This is a genomic window from Agrobacterium sp. CFBP2214 (assembly GCF_030209895.1).
Taxonomy (GTDB): domain Bacteria; phylum Pseudomonadota; class Alphaproteobacteria; order Rhizobiales; family Rhizobiaceae; genus Agrobacterium; species Agrobacterium radiobacter.
In genome coordinates this window covers 253,185-271,788 of the sequence record NZ_JARVRC010000003.1, presented here as the reverse complement: position 1 = coordinate 271,788, position 18,604 = coordinate 253,185, and the positions used below count along the sequence as shown (strand labels likewise).

24 protein-coding genes are annotated in these 18,604 nt (G+C 58.8%); 11 read left to right on the top strand and 13 right to left on the bottom strand.

Annotated features, from left to right (window positions below; all coding sequences use genetic code 11):
- The first annotated feature begins 35 nt into the window (after positions 1-35).
- Entirely contained in the window at positions 36-308 is a 273-nt protein-coding gene (locus QRN60_RS08540) for a hypothetical protein (RefSeq protein WP_284765313.1), read from the top strand.
- Entirely contained in the window at positions 305-1,780 is a 1,476-nt protein-coding gene (locus QRN60_RS08535) for an NAD(P)H-hydrate dehydratase (protein WP_129564987.1), read from the top strand. Before QRN60_RS08540 ends, QRN60_RS08535 begins: the two co-directional genes overlap by 4 nt.
- A gap of 246 nt (positions 1,781-2,026) precedes the next feature.
- Here the strand turns inward: QRN60_RS08535 and QRN60_RS08530 are convergent, their stop codons facing one another.
- Both QRN60_RS08530 and QRN60_RS08525 read right to left on the bottom strand, forming a co-directional pair.
- Entirely contained in the window at positions 2,027-3,064 is a 1,038-nt protein-coding gene (locus tag QRN60_RS08530) for a GlxA family transcriptional regulator (RefSeq protein ID WP_060724311.1), read from the bottom strand.
- 271 nt (positions 3,065-3,335) lie between these two features.
- A complete protein-coding gene (locus tag QRN60_RS08525) occupies positions 3,336-3,554 on the bottom strand; it encodes a DUF1127 domain-containing protein (RefSeq protein ID WP_003508045.1) in 219 nt (72 codons plus the stop codon).
- A 239-nt stretch (positions 3,555-3,793) separates the two neighbouring features.
- On the opposite strand from QRN60_RS08525, the gene QRN60_RS08520 reads away from it, so the two are divergent.
- Positions 3,794-4,732, top strand: coding sequence for a LysR family transcriptional regulator (locus QRN60_RS08520; RefSeq protein ID WP_003508046.1), 939 nt, complete (start codon positions 3,794-3,796; stop codon positions 4,730-4,732).
- Positions 4,733-4,785: 53 nt separating this feature from the next.
- Here QRN60_RS08520 and QRN60_RS08515 read toward each other — a convergent pair whose 3' ends face one another.
- Together QRN60_RS08515 and QRN60_RS08510 are read right to left on the bottom strand one after the other, a co-directional pair.
- Entirely contained in the window at positions 4,786-5,706 is a 921-nt protein-coding gene (locus tag QRN60_RS08515; RefSeq protein WP_111834468.1) for a methylenetetrahydrofolate reductase, read from the bottom strand.
- 91 nt (positions 5,707-5,797) lie between these two features.
- The gene (locus QRN60_RS08510) at positions 5,798-6,574 is read right to left on the bottom strand and encodes a formyl transferase (protein ID WP_035213178.1); all 777 of its coding nucleotides are present in this window, start codon (positions 6,572-6,574) and stop codon (positions 5,798-5,800) included.
- 192 nt (positions 6,575-6,766) lie between these two features.
- Between QRN60_RS08510 and QRN60_RS08505 the strand changes: the two genes are divergently transcribed.
- Positions 6,767-6,928 carry an entericidin domain-containing protein gene (locus QRN60_RS08505; protein WP_003495552.1) on the top strand — a complete coding sequence of 54 codons (162 nt, stop codon included), beginning with the start codon at positions 6,767-6,769 and terminating at the stop codon, positions 6,926-6,928.
- A gap of 107 nt (positions 6,929-7,035) precedes the next feature.
- A complete protein-coding gene (locus QRN60_RS08500) occupies positions 7,036-7,800 on the top strand; it encodes a phosphodiester glycosidase family protein (protein WP_284765312.1) in 765 nt (254 codons plus the stop codon).
- A gap of 9 nt (positions 7,801-7,809) precedes the next feature.
- Here QRN60_RS08500 and QRN60_RS08495 read toward each other — a convergent pair whose 3' ends face one another.
- Together QRN60_RS08495 and QRN60_RS08490 are read right to left on the bottom strand one after the other, a co-directional pair.
- Positions 7,810-8,160 carry a hypothetical protein gene (locus QRN60_RS08495; protein ID WP_003508050.1) on the bottom strand — a complete coding sequence of 117 codons (351 nt, stop codon included), beginning with the start codon at positions 8,158-8,160 and terminating at the stop codon, positions 7,810-7,812.
- Between the two features lie 270 nt (positions 8,161-8,430).
- Positions 8,431-8,820, bottom strand: coding sequence for a hypothetical protein (locus tag QRN60_RS08490; RefSeq protein ID WP_161974088.1), 390 nt, complete (start codon positions 8,818-8,820; stop codon positions 8,431-8,433).
- Here QRN60_RS08490 and QRN60_RS08485 point away from each other — a divergent pair.
- The gene (locus QRN60_RS08485; RefSeq protein WP_003508052.1) at positions 8,819-10,222 is read left to right on the top strand and encodes an L-serine ammonia-lyase; all 1,404 of its coding nucleotides are present in this window, start codon (positions 8,819-8,821) and stop codon (positions 10,220-10,222) included. The genes QRN60_RS08490 and QRN60_RS08485 overlap by 2 nt on opposite strands.
- Before the next feature lie 65 nt (positions 10,223-10,287).
- On the top strand, positions 10,288-10,722 hold the full coding sequence (locus QRN60_RS08480; protein WP_020012781.1) for a DUF1489 family protein: 435 nt from the start codon (positions 10,288-10,290) through the stop codon (positions 10,720-10,722).
- 84 nt (positions 10,723-10,806) lie between these two features.
- Here the strand turns inward: QRN60_RS08480 and QRN60_RS08475 are convergent, their stop codons facing one another.
- On the bottom strand, positions 10,807-11,415 hold the full coding sequence (locus QRN60_RS08475; protein WP_003523403.1) for a transglutaminase-like cysteine peptidase: 609 nt from the start codon (positions 11,413-11,415) through the stop codon (positions 10,807-10,809).
- A gap of 257 nt (positions 11,416-11,672) precedes the next feature.
- On the opposite strand from QRN60_RS08475, the gene QRN60_RS08470 reads away from it, so the two are divergent.
- Positions 11,673-11,933 carry a hypothetical protein gene (locus QRN60_RS08470; protein ID WP_003508055.1) on the top strand — a complete coding sequence of 87 codons (261 nt, stop codon included), beginning with the start codon at positions 11,673-11,675 and terminating at the stop codon, positions 11,931-11,933.
- 246 nt (positions 11,934-12,179) lie between these two features.
- Here the strand turns inward: QRN60_RS08470 and QRN60_RS08465 are convergent, their stop codons facing one another.
- Complete coding sequence (locus QRN60_RS08465) at positions 12,180-12,797, bottom strand: PilZ domain-containing protein (protein WP_003508056.1); 618 nt, start codon at positions 12,795-12,797, stop codon at positions 12,180-12,182.
- A gap of 184 nt (positions 12,798-12,981) precedes the next feature.
- Positions 12,982-13,524, bottom strand: a complete 543-nt coding sequence (locus QRN60_RS08460; RefSeq protein ID WP_161974086.1) for a PAS domain-containing protein — start codon at positions 13,522-13,524, stop codon at positions 12,982-12,984.
- Positions 13,525-13,878: 354 nt separating this feature from the next.
- Between QRN60_RS08460 and QRN60_RS08455 the strand changes: the two genes are divergently transcribed.
- Positions 13,879-14,616 carry a rhomboid family intramembrane serine protease gene (locus tag QRN60_RS08455; RefSeq protein ID WP_020811297.1) on the top strand — a complete coding sequence of 246 codons (738 nt, stop codon included), beginning with the start codon at positions 13,879-13,881 and terminating at the stop codon, positions 14,614-14,616.
- Positions 14,617-14,770: 154 nt separating this feature from the next.
- The gene (locus QRN60_RS08450; protein WP_003508059.1) at positions 14,771-15,205 is read left to right on the top strand and encodes a CBS domain-containing protein; all 435 of its coding nucleotides are present in this window, start codon (positions 14,771-14,773) and stop codon (positions 15,203-15,205) included.
- 52 nt (positions 15,206-15,257) lie between these two features.
- Here QRN60_RS08450 and QRN60_RS08445 read toward each other — a convergent pair whose 3' ends face one another.
- The 4 genes from QRN60_RS08445 to folE form a co-directional block, all read right to left on the bottom strand.
- On the bottom strand, positions 15,258-15,587 hold the full coding sequence (locus QRN60_RS08445) for a hypothetical protein (RefSeq protein ID WP_020811296.1): 330 nt from the start codon (positions 15,585-15,587) through the stop codon (positions 15,258-15,260).
- Positions 15,588-15,633: 46 nt separating this feature from the next.
- The gene (locus QRN60_RS08440; protein WP_003508061.1) at positions 15,634-16,572 is read right to left on the bottom strand and encodes a patatin-like phospholipase family protein; all 939 of its coding nucleotides are present in this window, start codon (positions 16,570-16,572) and stop codon (positions 15,634-15,636) included.
- 95 nt (positions 16,573-16,667) lie between these two features.
- A complete protein-coding gene (gene hisI, locus QRN60_RS08435; protein ID WP_020811294.1) occupies positions 16,668-17,120 on the bottom strand; it encodes a phosphoribosyl-AMP cyclohydrolase in 453 nt (150 codons plus the stop codon).
- Between the two features lie 124 nt (positions 17,121-17,244).
- Complete coding sequence (gene folE, locus QRN60_RS08430) at positions 17,245-17,871, bottom strand: GTP cyclohydrolase I FolE (RefSeq protein ID WP_003508063.1); 627 nt, start codon at positions 17,869-17,871, stop codon at positions 17,245-17,247.
- A gap of 283 nt (positions 17,872-18,154) precedes the next feature.
- On the opposite strand from folE, the gene QRN60_RS08425 reads away from it, so the two are divergent.
- On the top strand, positions 18,155-18,601 hold the full coding sequence (locus QRN60_RS08425; protein ID WP_111834540.1) for an iron-sulfur cluster assembly scaffold protein: 447 nt from the start codon (positions 18,155-18,157) through the stop codon (positions 18,599-18,601).
- Positions 18,602-18,604: the final 3 nt, after the last annotated feature.

The window sequence follows — 18,604 nt, the reverse complement described above, 5'->3', positions numbered from 1 at the left end:
AAGAATGCACGTATTGTGCCAGATCGGAAGCGGGCTTGAAGAAAAAACTTCGATCCCCCGGCCTTCCGACACAAAATGCATTCGGTTTTGGCGGTTTTCCAGCCAATTTCTCTCGGGAACCCGAAAAATCCATCAGCATTTCTGCCAATTCTTATTATTTTAGATGGTTTGAATATTTGAGAATGCGCGGGTGTGATGAAGTTGGTTTGTTTATATTTTATGCATTTGATTATTATTTGGACTTGGCTGTCTGCTTATTTTTGTATCGATTGCCTTTCCGGCGTTTTGAAGGGATGATTGAGGCATGACATCCCTCTCTCAGCTCTCCCTTTTTGACCCGGCTGTTATGGCCAGCATCGATGCGGCGGCCGGTCAATCCGGCATTCCGCTTTATGATCTGATGGAGCGGGCGGGGCAGGCGGTTGCCGCCTCAGCGCTTCGCCACTATCCGCAGGCGCTGCGTTTCGTCGTGCTTTGCGGCGGCGGCAACAATGGCGGTGATGGTTACGTGGCGGCGCGGGCGCTTGTGGAAAGCGGCGCGGTCGTTGTGGTTCATCATCTCGGTGATGCCGGCGCGCTCAGGGGTGATGCGCGGATGGCTTTCGAGCGCAGCGGGGTGGCGCCGCTGCCGCTTGGCGACTACGCGCCTCTTGCCGGCGACGTGGTGATCGACGCGGTCTTCGGGGCAGGACTGTCCCGCGATATTCCTCGGGAGCTTGCACGGATAATCGAGGCGGTGACCAATGCGAAGGCGCCGGTTCTCGCCGTCGATCTGCCCTCCGGTCTCTGCGGCCGGCGGGGCGTGCCGCTTGGTGCCTCGTTCAGGGCCGAACGGACGGTGACCTTCATGGCGCGCAAGCCGGGCCATCTGCTGATGCCGGGGCGGGAGCTTTGCGGGGCGCTCGAGGTGTTCGATATCGGCATTCCCTCCCGCATCCTTACCGATCACGCAGGCTCGGTTGCGGAAAACCATCCGCTTGTCTGGCGTGATGCCTTGCCCGCGAGCGATATCGAGACGCATAAATTCCGCCGCGGGCATCTGACCGTCTTTTCCGGCCCGGCCCATGCGACGGGTGCAAGCCGCATGACGGCGCTTGCGGCGCTGAAGGCAGGCGCGGGTATTGTCACTGTCGCCGCTCCGAGGCAGGCGCTCGACGTGCTGTCCGTGACGCTGACGGCCGTGATGAATGCGCCGATGGACGATGCCGATGATCTGCGGCTCTGGCTGGACGACCGGCGTCATGGAGCCTTCGTTCTCGGTCCCGGTTTCGGCGATCTGGAAAAGGCGCGGCAATTCGTGTCCCTGCTTGGAGACAGGGCGGCTGTGCTGGATGCCGATGCGATCACGGCTTTCAAGGATTATGCGGAGACCTTGTTCGAGCGCGTCACTTCAGGCGCGGGAAAATTCGTGCTGACGCCGCATGAGGGCGAGTTTGCGCGTTTGTTTCCCGATCTTGCCGCCGACGGGACGCTGAGCAAGATCGAGAAGGCGCAGGCCGCCTCGGCGCGCAGCGGCGCTGTGCTGATCTATAAAGGCGCAGACACGGTGATTGCCGCACCTGATGGCCGGGCGCTGGTCAACACCAATGCGCCGGCGAGCCTTGCGACGGCCGGATCAGGTGATGTGCTGGCCGGTATCATCGGTGCGCTGCTGGCGCAGGGAGCCCCCGCCTTCGAAGCGGCTGCGGCCGGTGTCTGGCTGCATGGGCAGGCGGGCCACAGGGCGGGTGACGGCATGACGGCGGAAGACCTTGCCCATGCGGTTCGGCCGTTTGGGTGAATTGGTCTGATTATGTTCGCTGTTTGCTGGCCGCTGATAGATCCGGTGGTTTGGCACAGTTCCATCATTCTCACTCCGTCACCCCGGACTTGATCCGGGGTCCAGTGCGATCACGTCCTTGATCGCGAAAGGCTCGTTCACGGCGCAGACGCGCCGTGGCTGGATGCCGGATCAAGTCCGGCATGACGGGGAGAGGTTTCTACCTCCGAATCGAGGCCTTTTGCGTTTGTGGCCCTTGCCACGCACTCAATGCGCGGCTTTGCCCTGGCTTGCCATTGCCATCCGCGAGGCGCTGATCAAGAGCTTGCGTTCGGCACGCTCCTGCTGCGGCGTGCGATTGTAGATTTCGCGATAACACTTGGAAAAGTGCGAGGCGGAGACGAAACCGCAGGCGACGGCGACCTCGACAACCGGCATGGCAGACTGCACCAGCAGGTGGCGGGCGCGGTCGAGACGGATTTCAAGGTAATAGCGGGCGGGCGAACGGCCCATTTCCTGGCGGAAGAGGCGCTCCACCTGCCGGCGGGACAGATCGGCGGCGTCGGCGATATCAAGCAGCGACAGCGGTTCGGCAAGATTGCCTTCCATCAATTCGATGATCGACAGGACCTTGCTGTTCTGGACGCCGAGGCGGGCGCGCAGCGGCAGGCGCTGACGGTCGTTGGGACTGCGCACCCGGTCGGTCAATTGCTGTTCGCAGACACGGTTGACGAGGTTTTCGCCGAAATCCTGGCCAATCAGGCTCAGCATCATGTCCAGCGAGGCCGTGCCGCCGGCGCAGGTGTAGATGTTGCTGTCGACTTCAAAGAGGTCGGCATAGACTTCCACCTGCGGGAAGGCTTCGGAAAAGCCGGGCAGGTTTTCCCAGTGGATCGCGCAGCGCTTGCCGTTCAGGAGGCCAGCCTGTGCGAGGATATGGGCGGCGGTACAGAGGCTGCCGATGGCGATGCCGCGATTATAGGCTTCGCGCAGCCAGGCATTGACGGACTTGTTGATGTGTTGATCCACATCGATGCCGGAACAGATGATCGCCATTTCCGGGCGGTTTTCGCCGCTGACATAACGCCGCTCGTCGGCAAGACAGGTATCGGCCTCAAGACAGATGCCGCTTGACGACATGACCTTCTGGCCGTCTAGGGAGGCAAGGCGCCATTCATAGGCCTGATAGCCCAACATTCGGTTGGCGATGCGAAGCGTTTCAACCGCTGCGGCGAATGGCAGCATGGTAAATTGCGGAATGAGAAAAAAGACGATTGAGCGTTTCTTCTGGGAGTTTCTGCTCATTTGCCCGTGCTCCGTTGCGAATACGCAATTCCTCCCTTGGAATTGGTCTTCTGGATGTCCTGATTACGACATCTTTAACGAAAAATACGCCTCGGAATCGGAGCTGTCAAAAAATAGCTTTTGAAATATGCAAATTTCGCGACAAGCCTTTAAAAAAGGCGATGTGTCGCATGCAAAACAGGCAGGCTGTTTTGCGCCCCCGTCCTGCCGTTTGGGCGCGGGCAGGGATGGCTCGCAAGACGCGCAATGGTTGCGAGCCATCGGTTGGACATCATTTGCGGATGGTGTGTATGCGGGTGGTGTCGGTGGTCGGCCATCCGATATCCTTCAATGTTTCAGGCGGCAATGCCTCCAGTGCACGGAGCATTCTGGCGCGGCGCCATTCTGCGTAACGGGCGGAAACCTGGTCGGACAGGCGATGGAGCCAGCCAATGGGTGAAGGACGGTGCGTAGAACGGTTCGTCACCGGGAGATAATGTATCATGGTCATGTCTTGATCCTTTCGTGAACCACGATCCTGTTTGCGACTTCGATATGCGCTTGCCTGTTTCATCAGGCAAGATAATGAATCTTATGTCATTCATCAGTTTTTGGAATGAATTGCCGGCGACGCCTGCGGGGAAAATTCCAATCCGCGAGATCGTCAGCGCTTCATTCCGACGAGGCTCAATTCGCCCCGTCAATCGATGTCCCGGATGGTGCGCGCTTGTTGACATTCAATCAAACGAAATGATATCCATCTATAAATCAAAATATTTGAAGGTGCGTGCCATGACCGTGACTTTCCGCCAACCGCTGCCGTTGCTGGATAACGACATATTGAGAACCTTCGTCGCCATTGCGGAAACGGGAAATTTCTCCACCGCCGCTGAAGTGGTGTTCAGAACGCCTTCCGCCGTTTCCATGCAGATCAAGAAACTCGAGGAGCAGTTGAAGACGACGCTGTTCCTGCGCGATGCCCGCTCAGTCACATTGACGGCGCATGGGGAGACGCTGCTGACCTATGCGCGGCGCATGATTGCGCTCTCCAACGAGGCCGTATCGCGTTTCGTCATGCCGGAACTCTCAGGTGTCGTCCGGCTCGGCGCGCCGGAGGATATTGGCGAGCGTGGCCTGCTGCCGGGTATTCTCAAGCGTTTTGCCGAGGCTTTCCCCGGCATCATGATCGACGTCACCATCGATTCCAGTTCCAATCTCTACAAGCGCATGGACGAGCAGCGGCTCGATCTCGCCCTCGTCAACTGTGCCTCGCATCCGCTGCGCGACACCGGCGAGGTGCTGATGCGCGAACGTCTTGTCTGGGCAGGCGCGAAATGCGGTACGGCCTATCTGCGTGATCCGCTGCCGATCTCCATCTGGGAGGAAGGCTGCATCTGGCGTTCGGAAGCGATCAATTCGCTGGAGCGGCGCGGGCGCAATTTCCGCGTGGCCTATCTCAGCGGCCATACCATGGCGCAGCGCGCGGCGATTGCCGCCGATCTCGCGATTGCACCGCTGCCGCGATCCTATGTGCTGAACGATATGGTCATTCTGGGCGACAAGGAAGGTCTGCCGGAGCTCGGCTCTTTCGATATTCGCCTGATCATGGGCGACAAGGCGTCGCGCCCTGTTCTTGCCGTGGCTGAAAGCATTCGAAACGCTTTTGTCGAGGTCGCCAAGGCGGCCTGAGGTCCTGATAATGCGCGGCGGACGTGGCCCGTCGCGCTGTCAGGATGGCGGCTTCAGCCCGCCATCGAATCCTGTGATGCCGAACGGTCTGCGCCGCCGGTTTGCCAGCTTCCACGCTTGACCAGCCAGTCGGCCGAATTCTGCAATCCGCCAAAGGGAAAGACGTGAATCTGCCGTATAGGCCCCTGCGGATTGGCCTGCCAGTGCCGCTCGATCGGCCCGACGATGCTTTCCGGCGAATGGCCCTTCGCCAGCGTCGTCAGGGAAAGCGCGTTTTTCTTGAGATAGGCAATGGAATTGCCGACGCCGCAGAGTGCGGCATATTTCAAGAGCGTCGTGATCTTGGCCGGGCCGGAAACGCCGATATGCACCGGCAAATCGATGCCTGACGCCGTTAGTCCTTCCGCCCAGGCGATGAAACGCGCGGGATCAAAACCGAACTGCGTGACGATGCGCATTGCGGCATCGCTTCTTTCTGCAAAATCGCGTTTCAGCCTGAGTGCGGCCATCGCCGTGTCGTCGTTGAAATCCGGGCTGCCTTCCGGGTGGCCGGCGATTGCGATCTGCCTTATCCCGCAACGGTCGAAAATGCCTGACGACAGCATGTCCATGCTGGATGCGAAGGGACCGGCTGGCCGGTCGACACCGCCGCCGACAACCAGAACATCCGTGACACCCGCTTCTCCGGCAAGCCGTCTCACCTGTTCTTCAAACCCCGTGCGGGAAGGTATGCGCCGCGCTGCAAGATGCGGCACTGGCTCGTAACCGAGGTCGCGCAAATGTCCTGCGGCATCAACGAGCCTTTCCTGCGAGGCAGCTCCGGTGTCGGTGAGATAGACGCGGACACCCTGCGGAAAGAGACCGGCAAGGTCGCTCGCGCCAAGCACCTGCGCGGGCGAGGCTTCGATGGAGGCGGGAATGATGGAAGCGGCGGAAATATCGGGCAATTTGTGCATGATCCTTTTTATTATCATGCACCGATTTTTCGGCGAAGTCTGTGCCTGTTGCGGCAAGACAGGCTTGCATCTGCGACGAAGCTCAACCCCGGTTCGGAGAGTTTCGGTTTCACCAGATCCGTTTCGTCAGGCCGTTCCACAGCCAGGTCCAGATGGTCGGCGGAAAACGCAGCACCGATTTGCCGGGTGAGGGCGGCTGCGGCGCAAGGCTGCCGGAAAGGGCGTCCTCGATGGCGCTGACAGCGATATCCACCGAAGCGGCGGTCAAAAGCAGCGGATAGGTGGCGATCGTGTCGGAAGGCGATGGTTTCAGCCGCTTCTCGTAGAGTGTTGCGCCGGTATCCACGCCCTTGTCGACCAGATGCACGGTCGCGCCGAAATTGCCTCGGTCCTTTTCGACCAGCGCCCAGTAACCGCCCATCTGCCCGCGATAGGCGGGGTTGATGCCGGCGTGGAAATTGATGACCGGGCATTGCAGGGCCTGCAGCGTGGCAGGTCTCAGCAGACGGCAGGAAATGGTGAAGATTGCAGCCGGTTGCAGCAGATTGGCGGCCTTGCGGCATTCCTCATCGTTGAGCGAGGCGAATTGCGTAACGGGAAGGCTGTGGTGGAGATCGGGAGAAAGACCGTGTTCGGCGATGATCTCGTTGCTTCTGCGAACCGTGAAGCGTTTGCCGAGCCGCGAGGCGATCATCGTCGCTATCTGGCCCGCAGCGACAATCCAGCCAAGCCGTCTCGCGCGTCGCCTGAGAATGACCGACTTGCTTTCCGGCTGCTCCATGAAGACGTGGATATCGGGAAATCGGGCAGCCAGAGCATTGATCATGACATTGGGGTTCACGCCGCCCGCCGTCATCACCAGAAGCCGATTGTTGATGTCAGTCATATCACCCACGGGATTTTCCTAAGCCATGATGCAGTTGCCGAGTGTCACTCGTGAACTTCAAAACCATGTTAATTTTCATCGACAGGATTTTTTGAAATGCCGCTGGAACCGTTTTTTGGGACTCACGTTATTGTGACGCATATCACATTGGCGCTTGCCTTTGGACGGCAAGTCATAGGGGAGTAGTTTCACATGATCACACGTATTCTTTCGACCGTTTTCGTGGCTTTGCTGACTGTCGTCACCCTCAGCTCCTGCGGCAATACCATTCGCGGCATGGGCCGGGATACGGCAAACGCCGTTGACGCGACGCAGGATGCCGGCCGCAACGTGGACCGCGCAGCGCGTCGTTAATCAAGGCTCCCCTCCCGGAAAGGCGTTACCCGAAAACCCGGGTGACGCCTTTTCTTTGACCGAATTTCCCTGCGAATGTTCGCCTTACGAGAATCAAAGGGGCGGGCATGATTTCATCGATGAAGAAACTGGCAAAGGCGCTGCTGCCGTTGTTGTTGCCATTCTCCGCGCAGGCCGGTGGGCAGCCGGATTTCTGCAAGGCCATCGACCATGCGGGCGGGCGCTACACCGTCTGCAGTTTCGATCCGGCAAGGAACGCCATCCGCATTTATGACCGCGACCATGTCTCCGGGCAGGGATACCGAAGTTTCGCCGACCTGTCGTCGGCCTTGTGGCGGCAGCACATGTTCAGCATCTTCGCCATGAATGGCGGCATGTATCATTCCGACTATTCGCCCGTCGGCCTCTACATTGAAAATGGGGTGGAGCGTTCGCCGCTCAGCACCCGGGGCGGCTGGGGCAATTTTCACCTTTTGCCGAACGGCGTGTTTTATCTGAAGGGTGCAAAGGCTGGCGTGCTGGAAACCGCAGCCTATCTGGCGGCGGATCCGAAAGCCGATTTCGCCACCCAGTCCGGGCCGATGCTGGTAATCGACGGCAAGCTGCATCCGCGCTTCCTGGCCGATAGCGACAGCCTGAAGCGGCGCAACGGCGTCGGCGTCTCCCGCGACGGCATGGTGCATTTCGCCATTTCGGAAAATACCGTGCGCTTTTACGATTTCGCCACGCTGTTCAGGGACGTGCTGGATGCGCCGAATGCGCTCTATCTCGACGGCACGATATCCAGCGTCGATATTCCTGCGATGAACCGCCGGGATTCGCTGTTTCCCATGGGGCCGATCATCGCCGTTGTCGATCGGGTGCCGGATTAGCCGAAAAGATCAGATCGGCGCCTTGGGATAGGCTTTTTCGAGACCGGCCGATGCCGTCAGCCCTTTGCGGAAGGCGAGATAGGCGGGGTGCTGGCTCGCTCTTGCGGTTTCCGTGATGCGGATCTGCAACCGGGAAGGGGCATTGCCGCCAAGCCATTCGCCGGTCGTTTCCAGCTTCAGGCTGTTCAGGAAACGGGCATTGGTCTGCTGGTCGAGATAAAGATTGAGGCCGGCCAGCAGGTTTTCGTCCTGCAGGGCGTTTTCCATCAACAGCAGCACCCACGCTTTATCTTCGCTTGTCAGCGAAGTGAGTTTCGACGCGACCGTTTCACGGTCGGGAAAAGAAGATGCCTGCTGCATGGGGTGACTCGCATCGTTGCCGTTGCCATCGTCGATAAAGCAGCACTGGCGGCCTTTCAAGGCGCGACGCTTCAGTGGAAGAAATTCGACTGCAACGTGTTCGGTCGCGAGGGTTTTCAACAGGCGTTTGTAGGAAAGCTTTAAATAACGGTTACACTTTAGCCTAAATTGCGGCGAAGCCCGAAACGGCGTCTTTTTGCACGCCGCGCTAACATCTTGTTTTTTCACATACCTATGCACGGGGCGAATGGCAGCCCATCGAAAACGCCTTCATTTAGCCGCTTTTTGCATTTGCGTTCGCCGCCGGATTTTAATAAATGCTTGCCTCAACGGGCCGGGTCTTGAAGATCCCCCGGAGAGTGAATAGCTGGAGTAATCATGGAAGAAACCGCTCAGAAATCCTGCTGGGGCGTCACCTTGCGCGCACTTGCAGGCTTTGCCGCTTTTCTCGCATTGACGTACATTTTTGGCAGCCCATAAGCATCTCTCCTGAATGACGGGTTTTGAAACGGCGCGGTTTTCCTCTGGAAACCGTGCTGTTTTCGTTTCTGGGACGCTCATGTCGCAGCTGCGCAAACCGCTGACGCTCTTTTGTGGCGATCCGTTTCGGCTTTGGATATGATGATGCAGGAATCCATTCTTATTCAGGGCGAACTTCATGTTTCTTTCGGTCTTTGACGTCTTCAAGATCGGTATCGGTCCTTCGAGCTCCCACACGATGGGGCCGATGACGGCTGCAAACCGCTTCCTGGCGCTGATCCTCAGCGATGAGTGGCCGCGACCGGCGGGTGCAGCCGTTGCGCAGCTGAAGGTCAGCCTGCATGGCTCTCTCGCCTTTACCGGCATTGGCCACGGCACAGGGCGTGCCGTCATTCTGGGCCTCACCGGCGAGCGGCCGGACCTTGTCGACCCCGATGCGATGGACGCCATTATCGATGCGGTGGAGAAGGCCGGCACGGTAACGCCGCCCGGCCATCCGTCCTATGAGTTTCGGCCCGCAGAGGATCTGATCTTCGACAAGAAGAACCCGCTGCCCGGCCATGCCAACGGCATGATCTTCTCCGCCTTCGACAATCAGGGCAGGCTGCTCATCAAGCGCATCTATTATTCCGTCGGCGGCGGTTTCGTCGTGACCGATACGGAACTGGAGGCGATCAAGCAGCGCGGCAAGACCATCGATAATGGTCCGCGCGTGCCTTATCCCTTCGGGACGGCGCGGGAAATGCTTGAGATGGCGGCCCGTTCCGGCCGCACCATCGCCCAGATGAAGCGCGCCAATGAGGAGACGGTGGTTTCCCGCGAGGAACTGAACGAGCGCCTCGACCAGATCTGGGAAGCCATGAACGGCTGCATTGAGCGCGGTCTGAAAGTGGACGGCATCATGCCTGGTGGCTTGAAGGTGCGCCGCCGCGCCCGCTCCATTTACGAGAAGCTGAATGCGGAATGGCGCAGCAACCGGCTGAACCCTGTGATGGCCAATGACTGGCTGAGCGTTTACGCCATGGCCGTGAACGAGGAAAACGCCGCCGGCGGCCGCGTGGTGACCGCGCCGACCAATGGTGCGGCAGGTGTCGTTCCGGCGACCGTCAGATATTTCCGGCATTTCCACGAGGATGCGAGCGTCGACGACGTGCGCGACTTTTTGCTGACGGCGGCCGCCATCGGCGGCATCATCAAGCACAATGCCTCGATTTCAGGCGCGGAAGTGGGCTGTCAGGGCGAGGTGGGTTCGGCTTCCGCCATGGCGGCGGCGGGTCTTGCCGCGGTCATGGGCGGATCGCCGGAGCAGGTGGAAAATGCCGCCGAGATCGCGCTCGAACATCATCTCGGCATGACCTGCGATCCGATTGCCGGGCTTGTGCAGGTGCCGTGCATCGAACGTAATGCCATGGGCGCGGTGAAAGCGGTGACGGCGGCCTCGCTGGCGCTGAAGGGCGACGGCCAGCATTTCGTGCCGCTCGACGCCTGTATCGAGACGATGCGCCAGACCGGCAATGACATGAGTGAGAAATACAAGGAAACCTCCACCGGCGGCCTTGCCGTGAACGTTGTGGAGTGCTGAACGGGCAGGGCGTCCGGCATGGTTGCCATGCTTGACGCCCGCTGCAAAAAGGCATTGATAGAACCATGCCTTTACATCTCATCAAACTTTGCGTCGGCGCGGATTCAATCCAGGACTTGAGAGACTGGGTCGCGCATCGCGCGCTGACCGCAATTGCCGCAGGCCTTGAGCCGCACAGCGTTCACACCACCCGGATGATCCCGAAACGGGTCGAGGAATTGCTCGAGGGCGGTTCGCTCTACTGGGTTATCAAGGGACAGGTACAGGCGCGGCAGAAACTTCTCGATATCCGCTCCTTCAAGGGCGAAGACGGTATTTCCCGCTGTGACCTCATTCTCGGCCCCGAAGTCATCGAAACCTCACCTGCGCCAAAGCGCCCGTTTCAGGGCTGGCGTTACCTGAAGGACGATGAAGCTCCACGCGATCTCGGCGGCGGTGCAGGCGGCGAGGACATGCCTTCCGATCTCAGGCGTGAACTGGCCGAGCTTGGTCTGCTCTGACGCCTGACGGATGAAAATGAAAAAAGCCGGCCCCTTTTAGGGAGCCGGCTTTTTTCGTTTGGGGAGACGGGTTGTTTTCTGGCTTCAGTTGATGCCGCCGACCGCGGTGGTGGCGCGACCATCCTGAATTTTGACCCAGCGGCCGGGGTTGGCGGTGTCCTGGCGCTTCAGGTAGGTATATTCGGTTTCCGACCAGTTCATGACCTTGTTACGCATGTTGTCGAGAACGAAATCGCCACGATCGGTGCGGACGGTCAGAACGGCATGGCCTTCGCCATTCGGCTGCAGAACGACCGTGATCAAGAGGTTGGAGGCGGAGAAGCCCTTGTTCATCAGCATCTTGCGCTTCAGAAGCACGAAGTCTTCGCAATCGCCCACCGTGGTCGGATAGGCCCAGCGCTCTTCGACGCCATAGATTTCCATGTCGGTCATCGGCGTGATGGTGGTGTTGACGGTGTAGTTGACGTCGAGCATCGTCTTCCAGCGCTCTTCGGTCAGTTTCATCGGGCCGTTATCCAGCGATGTCGGCTGGCATTCGCTCTGATAGGTCTGGCAGAATTCATAGTGGCCGATCGGCGGATTGGCCTTGCCGATGACGCGCATGACGGCGGCCGGCGACGCGCTTGCCTGATGCGCGAAGGCGCTGACGATGAATGCGATCAGAGTGAAAACGAAACGGTTGTTCTTGTTCATTGCTTGTCTCCCCGTGTTGAGGAGACATTCGCAGGTATATTTTGACCCCGCGGAAATTTGCGAAGCGCAATTTGAGCTTAAATTTCAGCAAATTAGCCGTTGTTTTGAACTGTATTCGAATTAGTTTTTATGCGTGTTTGAAGCAAATTTTATTACAATTTTACGCATCTCACCCTTAGGCTTTTGGTAGCCATTTAGGCCCCTGTATTGAAAGCAATTTTCGGCACGGAGATATTTCCGGAGCGCTGTACAGCCAGTTGGCGAACGGTACCAAAGGCGTGGATTTCTCGTTTTGGGATGGCTGTCTCAGGCTGGGACAGGCCGGAAAAAGCGGCAAAAAAACTTCAAAAAAACTGCATTTTTTCTGGAAAAAAGTTTTGCGGGTCGATTTTCGTGCCGTGGATGATCTGATCAAGGGCGTGACATGTTCCGCCGCGTTTATCCTTTTCGCCGAATATGGTGGACCGATCTGCCGCACAGCTGTCCCTGGTAGTTACGTTTTCCGTCCGGCACGCTGAGCATGCGCAGGATGTCGTGCGCGGTCGGGGCATGAAATGGAAAGGTTCGGCAGCGAGAAAGCAGAGAATGGAGCGCCGGAAGCTATCAGCGGCTCGTGAACCCGATACAGCCGCGAAGGACAAAGCATAGACTGCCAAACCGTGGTCCGGGAATCGTCTCAATCATGCGACTAGGGCGAGCGCAAAGCACGTCAAATGCCGCACGTATTCGTACGGGCGTAAAACTGCCGCGTTTGGTGGAGCGTCCTAGAGAAATTCAATCAGTGCGTCGGGCGACTGGACGCGGTCGAATTCGACAGCGACGCCTTCCATGAAATGGCGCACGATCTTGCCGCTCATGTTTTTGCCGAGCTGGACCCGGCTTCCGAGCGGCGGCCGGTTTTCGATCTCGATTGCCGCACCCGACAGGGAAAGGTCAATCAGTCGGCATGCGACAAGCACGCCGTCTTCCAGAACAAGCTGGGCTCTCGCGTTGCGCGGCGTCAGGCGGTCGTGGCGGCGGTCTTCCGGCAGGCCGAGCAATTGACGCTTGGCGATCCATGCCAGCTGGGCGGCGAGTTTTTCCCGCTTGCGCTCCGGCGCGTTGATGGCGATGAGGAAGCCCGATGCGGTGAGCGATGTCACCGTGCCTTCGATCCGGCCGATATGCTGGAGATAAGCGATGACGCGGTCTCCGTGGCGGGCAATGCCCGAGCAGGTGAACTGCGCTCTTTCGGCGGTCATCTCGGTCGCGGTGCAATCATATTCTTCATGGTCGGGCAACATGAGGCGGCCGGTGAAGGACACGCGGACGGCGTCGTCAAGATGAGCTTCCTCAACCGGACGCAGGATTTGGGCGGTGTTGACCGAACGGGACGAAAACATGAGCAGCGCAATTGTAATGAATGATGATGGTAAGTTTCTACCTTGCGCGAGTTAACAGACTGTATTGTTTAATCTCTACAATTTTTCTGATCGGCAATATCGTTACAGTTCTGACCTATTTTTTTGAGGTTTCGACGCCGCCGCACCTTTTCCAGACGGGTTTGGGAGCGGTGAAACAGGTCGGTCAGCAGCTTTCGGCGCGCTGCGTATCCATCGGATATTCTACGGGCGCGATGTTCAGGCGCAGCAGGCGGCTGCTTTTCATTGACAGATGCTGGATGGGCGCGGCGAATTCGTGTCGCGGCCGCTCCGCAAGCAGGGCCCCGAGCAACCTTGGAGCGGCGTCCGGATCCGTGCGCAGCGGCAGGAGCAACATTTCATATGCCAGCGGTGCGGCGCCATGGCTGTCCTCCGCCTCGAGATCGAAGACCACGGGCAACTGATGATGAAGGATGCCGCGCGCGACACGGCAGGGGAAGACGGCATTTGCCTGATGCCACAGTTCCGAAAACGGGCGATCCCGCAGCTCGCGGCCGAAGAGGTCGCAGAGACGTGTGCCGGCAAGGCGGAAGAACGGGGTGTTCTCTCCCTTGTCGGTGAGGATGAAAAGATCGCCCAGGTGATGCTTCAGCTTTGCGGGATCGATGTCCTCGCGTCGAGGGGCCGATCGCTTGCCGCGCAATTCATCCCAATAGGCATATATGTCCAGTCCGGCCATGCTCTTCATAGCATCTCTCCATGTTCGTTTTTGGGACATCATGTCCATCCGAACGTCTGTATTCTGAGGTGTAGCGATTTTCGTGCCAACTCGATTTGTTAAGGTTAACAAAGGGTTGATGTTGAATGGCGGCAATGGCCGTGGCATCGGTGCGGCCATGTCGGGGAAAGCTCCGTCAGCACAATTCGATGGCGCCGCCCGTTATTTTACGGCGGGCCCGTAAGCCGGACCGTCCCTGGCCCGGCGTCTTGACCGATTGCGGTTTGGGCGTCGCGCGCTTCAAAGGCGGGACGGCTTTTTTTTCGTTCGGGCTTCCTATATTGCTCGGGGAACGCAAAATTCGACCAAGACAGGGATGGGATCATGTCCTACGGGGACGGCGAACAGCCGCCGGTTTCGGAAACACCGGAGCCGAAAGACGATACGAGTAATCCCGTCTTCAACCTGCCATCGCTGCTGGTCGGCATACTGGCCGCGCTGATCATCGCTTATGTGGTTCCCGCCTATCTTCTGTCGGAGGAAGGCAATGGCTGGTTCATCTTCACCTTTGGCTTCATTCCGCTGCGTTATGCGGTGCCTTTTTCGCAGCAGGGGCTGGAATGGCTCTGGACACCGGTGACCTATTCTTTCCTGCATGGCGGTATCGAGCACATTCTCTTTAATGGCTTGTGGCTGATGGCCTTCGGCGCGCCGGTTCTGCGCCGGATCGGAACAGTGCGCTTCGTGCTGTTATGGTGCATTTCCGCCGCTGTTTCGGCCTTTGGTCATGCCGCGTTGAACTGGGGTGATGTGACGGTACTGATCGGCGCATCCGGTGTCGTTTCGGCGCTGATGGGGGCGGCCTGCCGCTTCGCATTCCCCGCGCGTGGCGGATATAGCGCCTCCTTCGGCCATCTGATGCCGAGGCAGAGCATTCTTGCGGCGCTTTCCAACCGCACGGTGCTGATCTTCACGCTGATGTGGCTGTTCGGCAATGTGCTGATTGCGGTGGGCGTGCCGCTGTTCGGCGATGTCGGCGGTGAAATTGCCTGGGACGCCCATGTTTTCGGTTTTCTGCTCGGCTTTCTGTTCTTCGGCCTTTTCGATCGTCCGTTACGCTAGGCCGATCACGCTCCTTGTCGGCCGTGGCGCAAATTTGCTTTCGCACGCCCCATGCGGGATTGCATTCATGCGGGCCTCAGCGCACCATATCTCATGATTTGCAACCGCCGGGGGAGACTGCGGCACTGCGGATCGCTGAAAAGAGGAGGAAGGCATGCCTACATTCGTAAAGGATCTTCTCGACCGCAAGGGCCGGGACGTCGTGACTGTCGGTCCGGAGGTCAGCATCGGTGAAGCGGCGGCAACGCTTAATGCGCATAAGATCGGTTCCGTCGTCGTGACCGACGCCGACGGTGTCGTTCTCGGCATCTTCACGGAACGCGATCTGGTGAAGATCGTGGCGGGCCAGGGTGCTGCTTCCCTCCAGCAATCCGTTTCGGTGGCCATGACCAAGAATGTCATTCGCTGTCATCACAATTCCACCACCGATGAGCTGATGGAAATCATGACGGGCGGACGTTTCAGGCATGTTCCTGTTGAAGAAAACGGCCGCCTTGCCGGCATCATCTCCATCGGTGACGTGGTGAAGGCGCGGATCGGCGAGATCGAAGCAGAAGCGGAGCACATCAAGGCTTATATTGCCGGATGATCTTGCGTCCCGGCGTCAGATGGCTGGAAAAGGTTCAATCTCGGGCCGGGACTCACGCATCGCCCTTGGTAACAAGTCGCCATTGAAGAAAGTCGGCTATTTTCGCCGATATTTCCACGTAGAAGTTTTGCGTCTCATAATCAGAGCAGACAATTTCAACCCGATTGAACTGTGAAATGAATTTGCCGCTGCTGGACCAGTTGCCATCGGCCGCTTCTTTCACGATGACGATGTCGATCCAGGGCTGACCGTCCGCCGACGTAAAGGTGACGTCGTTTGTCCGTTTGAGCTCAGGCTGTCCCTCCAGAAACCCGATCAATCGATTCGTGTCGCACAGTATGTTTTTGTCGGTCGGGGGCAGGACCGAGATATACCAATACATGGTCTCACCATATCTGGGCTTTGGAGACGTTTTTTAAAGCAGGGTATTAGCGCCGGAACGCCTGCTGCATGCGCTCAAGCTCCGGAATACGGGAGCGCGTTTCCTCATATCCCCGGTCGATGGCTTCGCTGGCGCGATGGAATTCCGAGAGGCCGATATGGTTGATGCGGGGATGAAGCATCAGATCGGGCGGGTCGCCCGCCAGACGCGAGCGCGAAATCCGGTCCTGAATGATGTTGAAGGCCTGCACCATGACGCCCGGCAGGCCGGGACGCGGCGCCGTTTCCACCGGCGGTGTGCCGCCGCCATGCGGTGAGGCCGCGTGCTTGACCACGGCGGAACGGCCAAACAGATCGTAGTTGAGGTTCACGGCGACGACCAGCGCCTGCTCATAGGCGCGGCAGACGGAAACCGGCACGGGATTGACGAGCGCGCCGTCAATCAGCGTGCGGCCGTTGCATTGCACGGGTTCGAAAATGCCGGGCAGGGCATAGGATGAACGCAGCGCGGTAACGAGGTCGCCCTGATGGATCCACACTTCGTGGCCGGTGCGCAGCTCCGTGGCGACGGCGATGAAGGGATGGTCGAGGTTTTCGACGCGCAGGCCTTCCAGATGCTCCTGCATGCGCTTGGTCAGCCGCATGCCGCCAAAAAGGCCGCCGCCGCCGATCGTGAGATCAAGCAGGCCGGCAATGCGGCGCATCGTCAGCGAACGGGCGAATTCCTCCAGCTCATCGAGCTTGCCGGCGAGATAACAACCGCCCACCAGCGCTCCGATCGACGTGCCGGCGATCATGCCGATCTTCACGCCGGCCTCGTCCAGCGCCCGCAGGACGCCGATATGGGCCCAGCCGCGGGCCGCGCCGCCGCCAAGGGCGAGCGCTATGCGGTGTTTGTCGACGATCTGGGTGACGGGCGGCTCATTGCCGGTGGCTTCGGGATTTCCAGCCGCAAGATGATTGTGACGATTTCCCCATCCCAACATGACCGCACTCCCTGCCAATTCTGTGAAGCTCCGCCCTTATCCCCGGAGCCCGCTATATTGGTAGCAAATTGGTGCGGCCGATGGAAGGTGGCCGTTTATTTGTCCGAATAGGTGGTGGCCGGATCGAAATGGCGGGTGTCGTCGGTGATCTTCGTCACAGCATCGCCATTGGAGAGCTCGACGGTGCGATAAAAGCAGGAGCGGCGACCGGTATGGCAGGTCGCATCATGGCCGGCGACGGAGACCTTCAGCCACACCGCGTCCTGATCGCAATCAGTGCGGAATTCCTTCACCGTCTGCAGGTTGCCCGATGTTTCGCCCTTCTTCCAGATCTTGTCGCGTGAACGGCTGTAATAGTGGGCGATGCCGGTCTCGAGCGTCAGCGACAGGGCTTGCGCATTCATATGGGCGACCATCAGCAATTCGCCGTCGCGTGCATCGGTAACCACGGCGGTGACAAGGCCGTGGGCATCGAATTTCGGCGAAAAGAGACCTGCGTTTTCGAGCACTTCCTTGTCCGCAGGCGCGGACGGAAACGAAATGGACATGGCTACCCCGGGAGAAAAGCGGAAGGTTTCAGAGCGGCGGGGAAAATGAGATCACTCCGCCACTCCAAAATTTGTCTGAGCATCGGGTTTTCAAAAACCCGCGCTACACTTTTCGGTCCGATGCCTAGCGGTTGCGCACCATGGTCATGAAGCGGACCTGCTCGGCCGGATCGTTCTTGAACGTGCCGGTGAAGCTGGTGGTCAGCGTCGTCGACCCCTGCTTGTTTACGCCGCGCATGGACATGCACATATGTTCGGCGTCGATCATGACGGCCACGCCGCGCGGTTTCAGGGTTTCTTCGATCGATCTTGCGATCTGCGCTGTCATGTTTTCCTGCGTCTGCAGGCGGCGGCCGAAGATTTCAACGACGCGGGCGATCTTCGACAGGCCGAGCACGCGGCCGGCCGGAAGATAGGCCACATGCGCCTTGCCGACGATCGGCACCATGTGGTGCTCGCAATGGGAGAAGAATGGGATGTCGCGCACCAGCACCACATCGTCATAACCGCCGACTTCCTCGAAGGTCGTGCCGAGCACGTCCTGAACGTTCAGCTCATAACCGGCAAAAAGCTCGCGATAGGCCTTGGCGACGCGCTTCGGCGTATCCAGAAGTCCTTCGCGGGCGGGATTTTCTCCTGCCCAGCGCAAAAGAACGCGCACTGCTTCTTCCGCTTCGGCCTGGCTTGGGCGAGCTTCTGCCACGTCGGTTTTTGCGCCAGCGCCGGGGAAATTCTTCACGATCGCATCCATTCCGTCTCTCCCGATGCGGGTAAAGGCCGCACCTGAATTCGTTTTTCATCGCGAACATTTGTTCGCAGTTGCTGCTATCTGGTTGTTTTACAGCATTTTGGCAAGACCGATGCTGTTATTTCGGTATCGGAGCCGTTAATTTCATCACGGCTTGATGTCCAGAAAGCTCGTTAGCATATAATGAGAATGAAGGGCAGGAAAGCTTCACTGCGACAAACGCTGTGTTTGAAAAATTTGACCTGTCCTGTTTTTGGGCAATCTTGAGCGCGCCGGGCACCTGACGATGGACGATATCTACAATAATCGCATTCTGGACTTTGCCGGGAATATTCCACTGACGGGTGTTCTTGAAGATGCCGACGCCAGCGCCGAAAAACACTCGCGCCTGTGCGGCTCTAAGCTCAAGGTTTATCTGAAGGTCGAAGGCGGCATCGTGACGGCGTTTTCCCACGAGGTGCGTGCCTGCGCGCTCGGCCAGGCCTCCGCCTCCATCATGGCGCATCACATCATCGGCGCTTCCAGCGGTGAAATCCGGCAGGCGCGGGAAGACATGCTCGCCATGCTGAAACAGGGCGGCGAAGGGCCGGCGGGCCGTTTCGAAGATATGCGGGTGCTTCAGCCCGTGCGCGATTTCAAGGCGCGCCATGCCTCCACCATGCTGACCTTTGAAGCCGTGGTCGATGCTCTCGACCAGATCGAAGGCCGGCCGGCTGTCAACGCTGCGGGTTAGGTG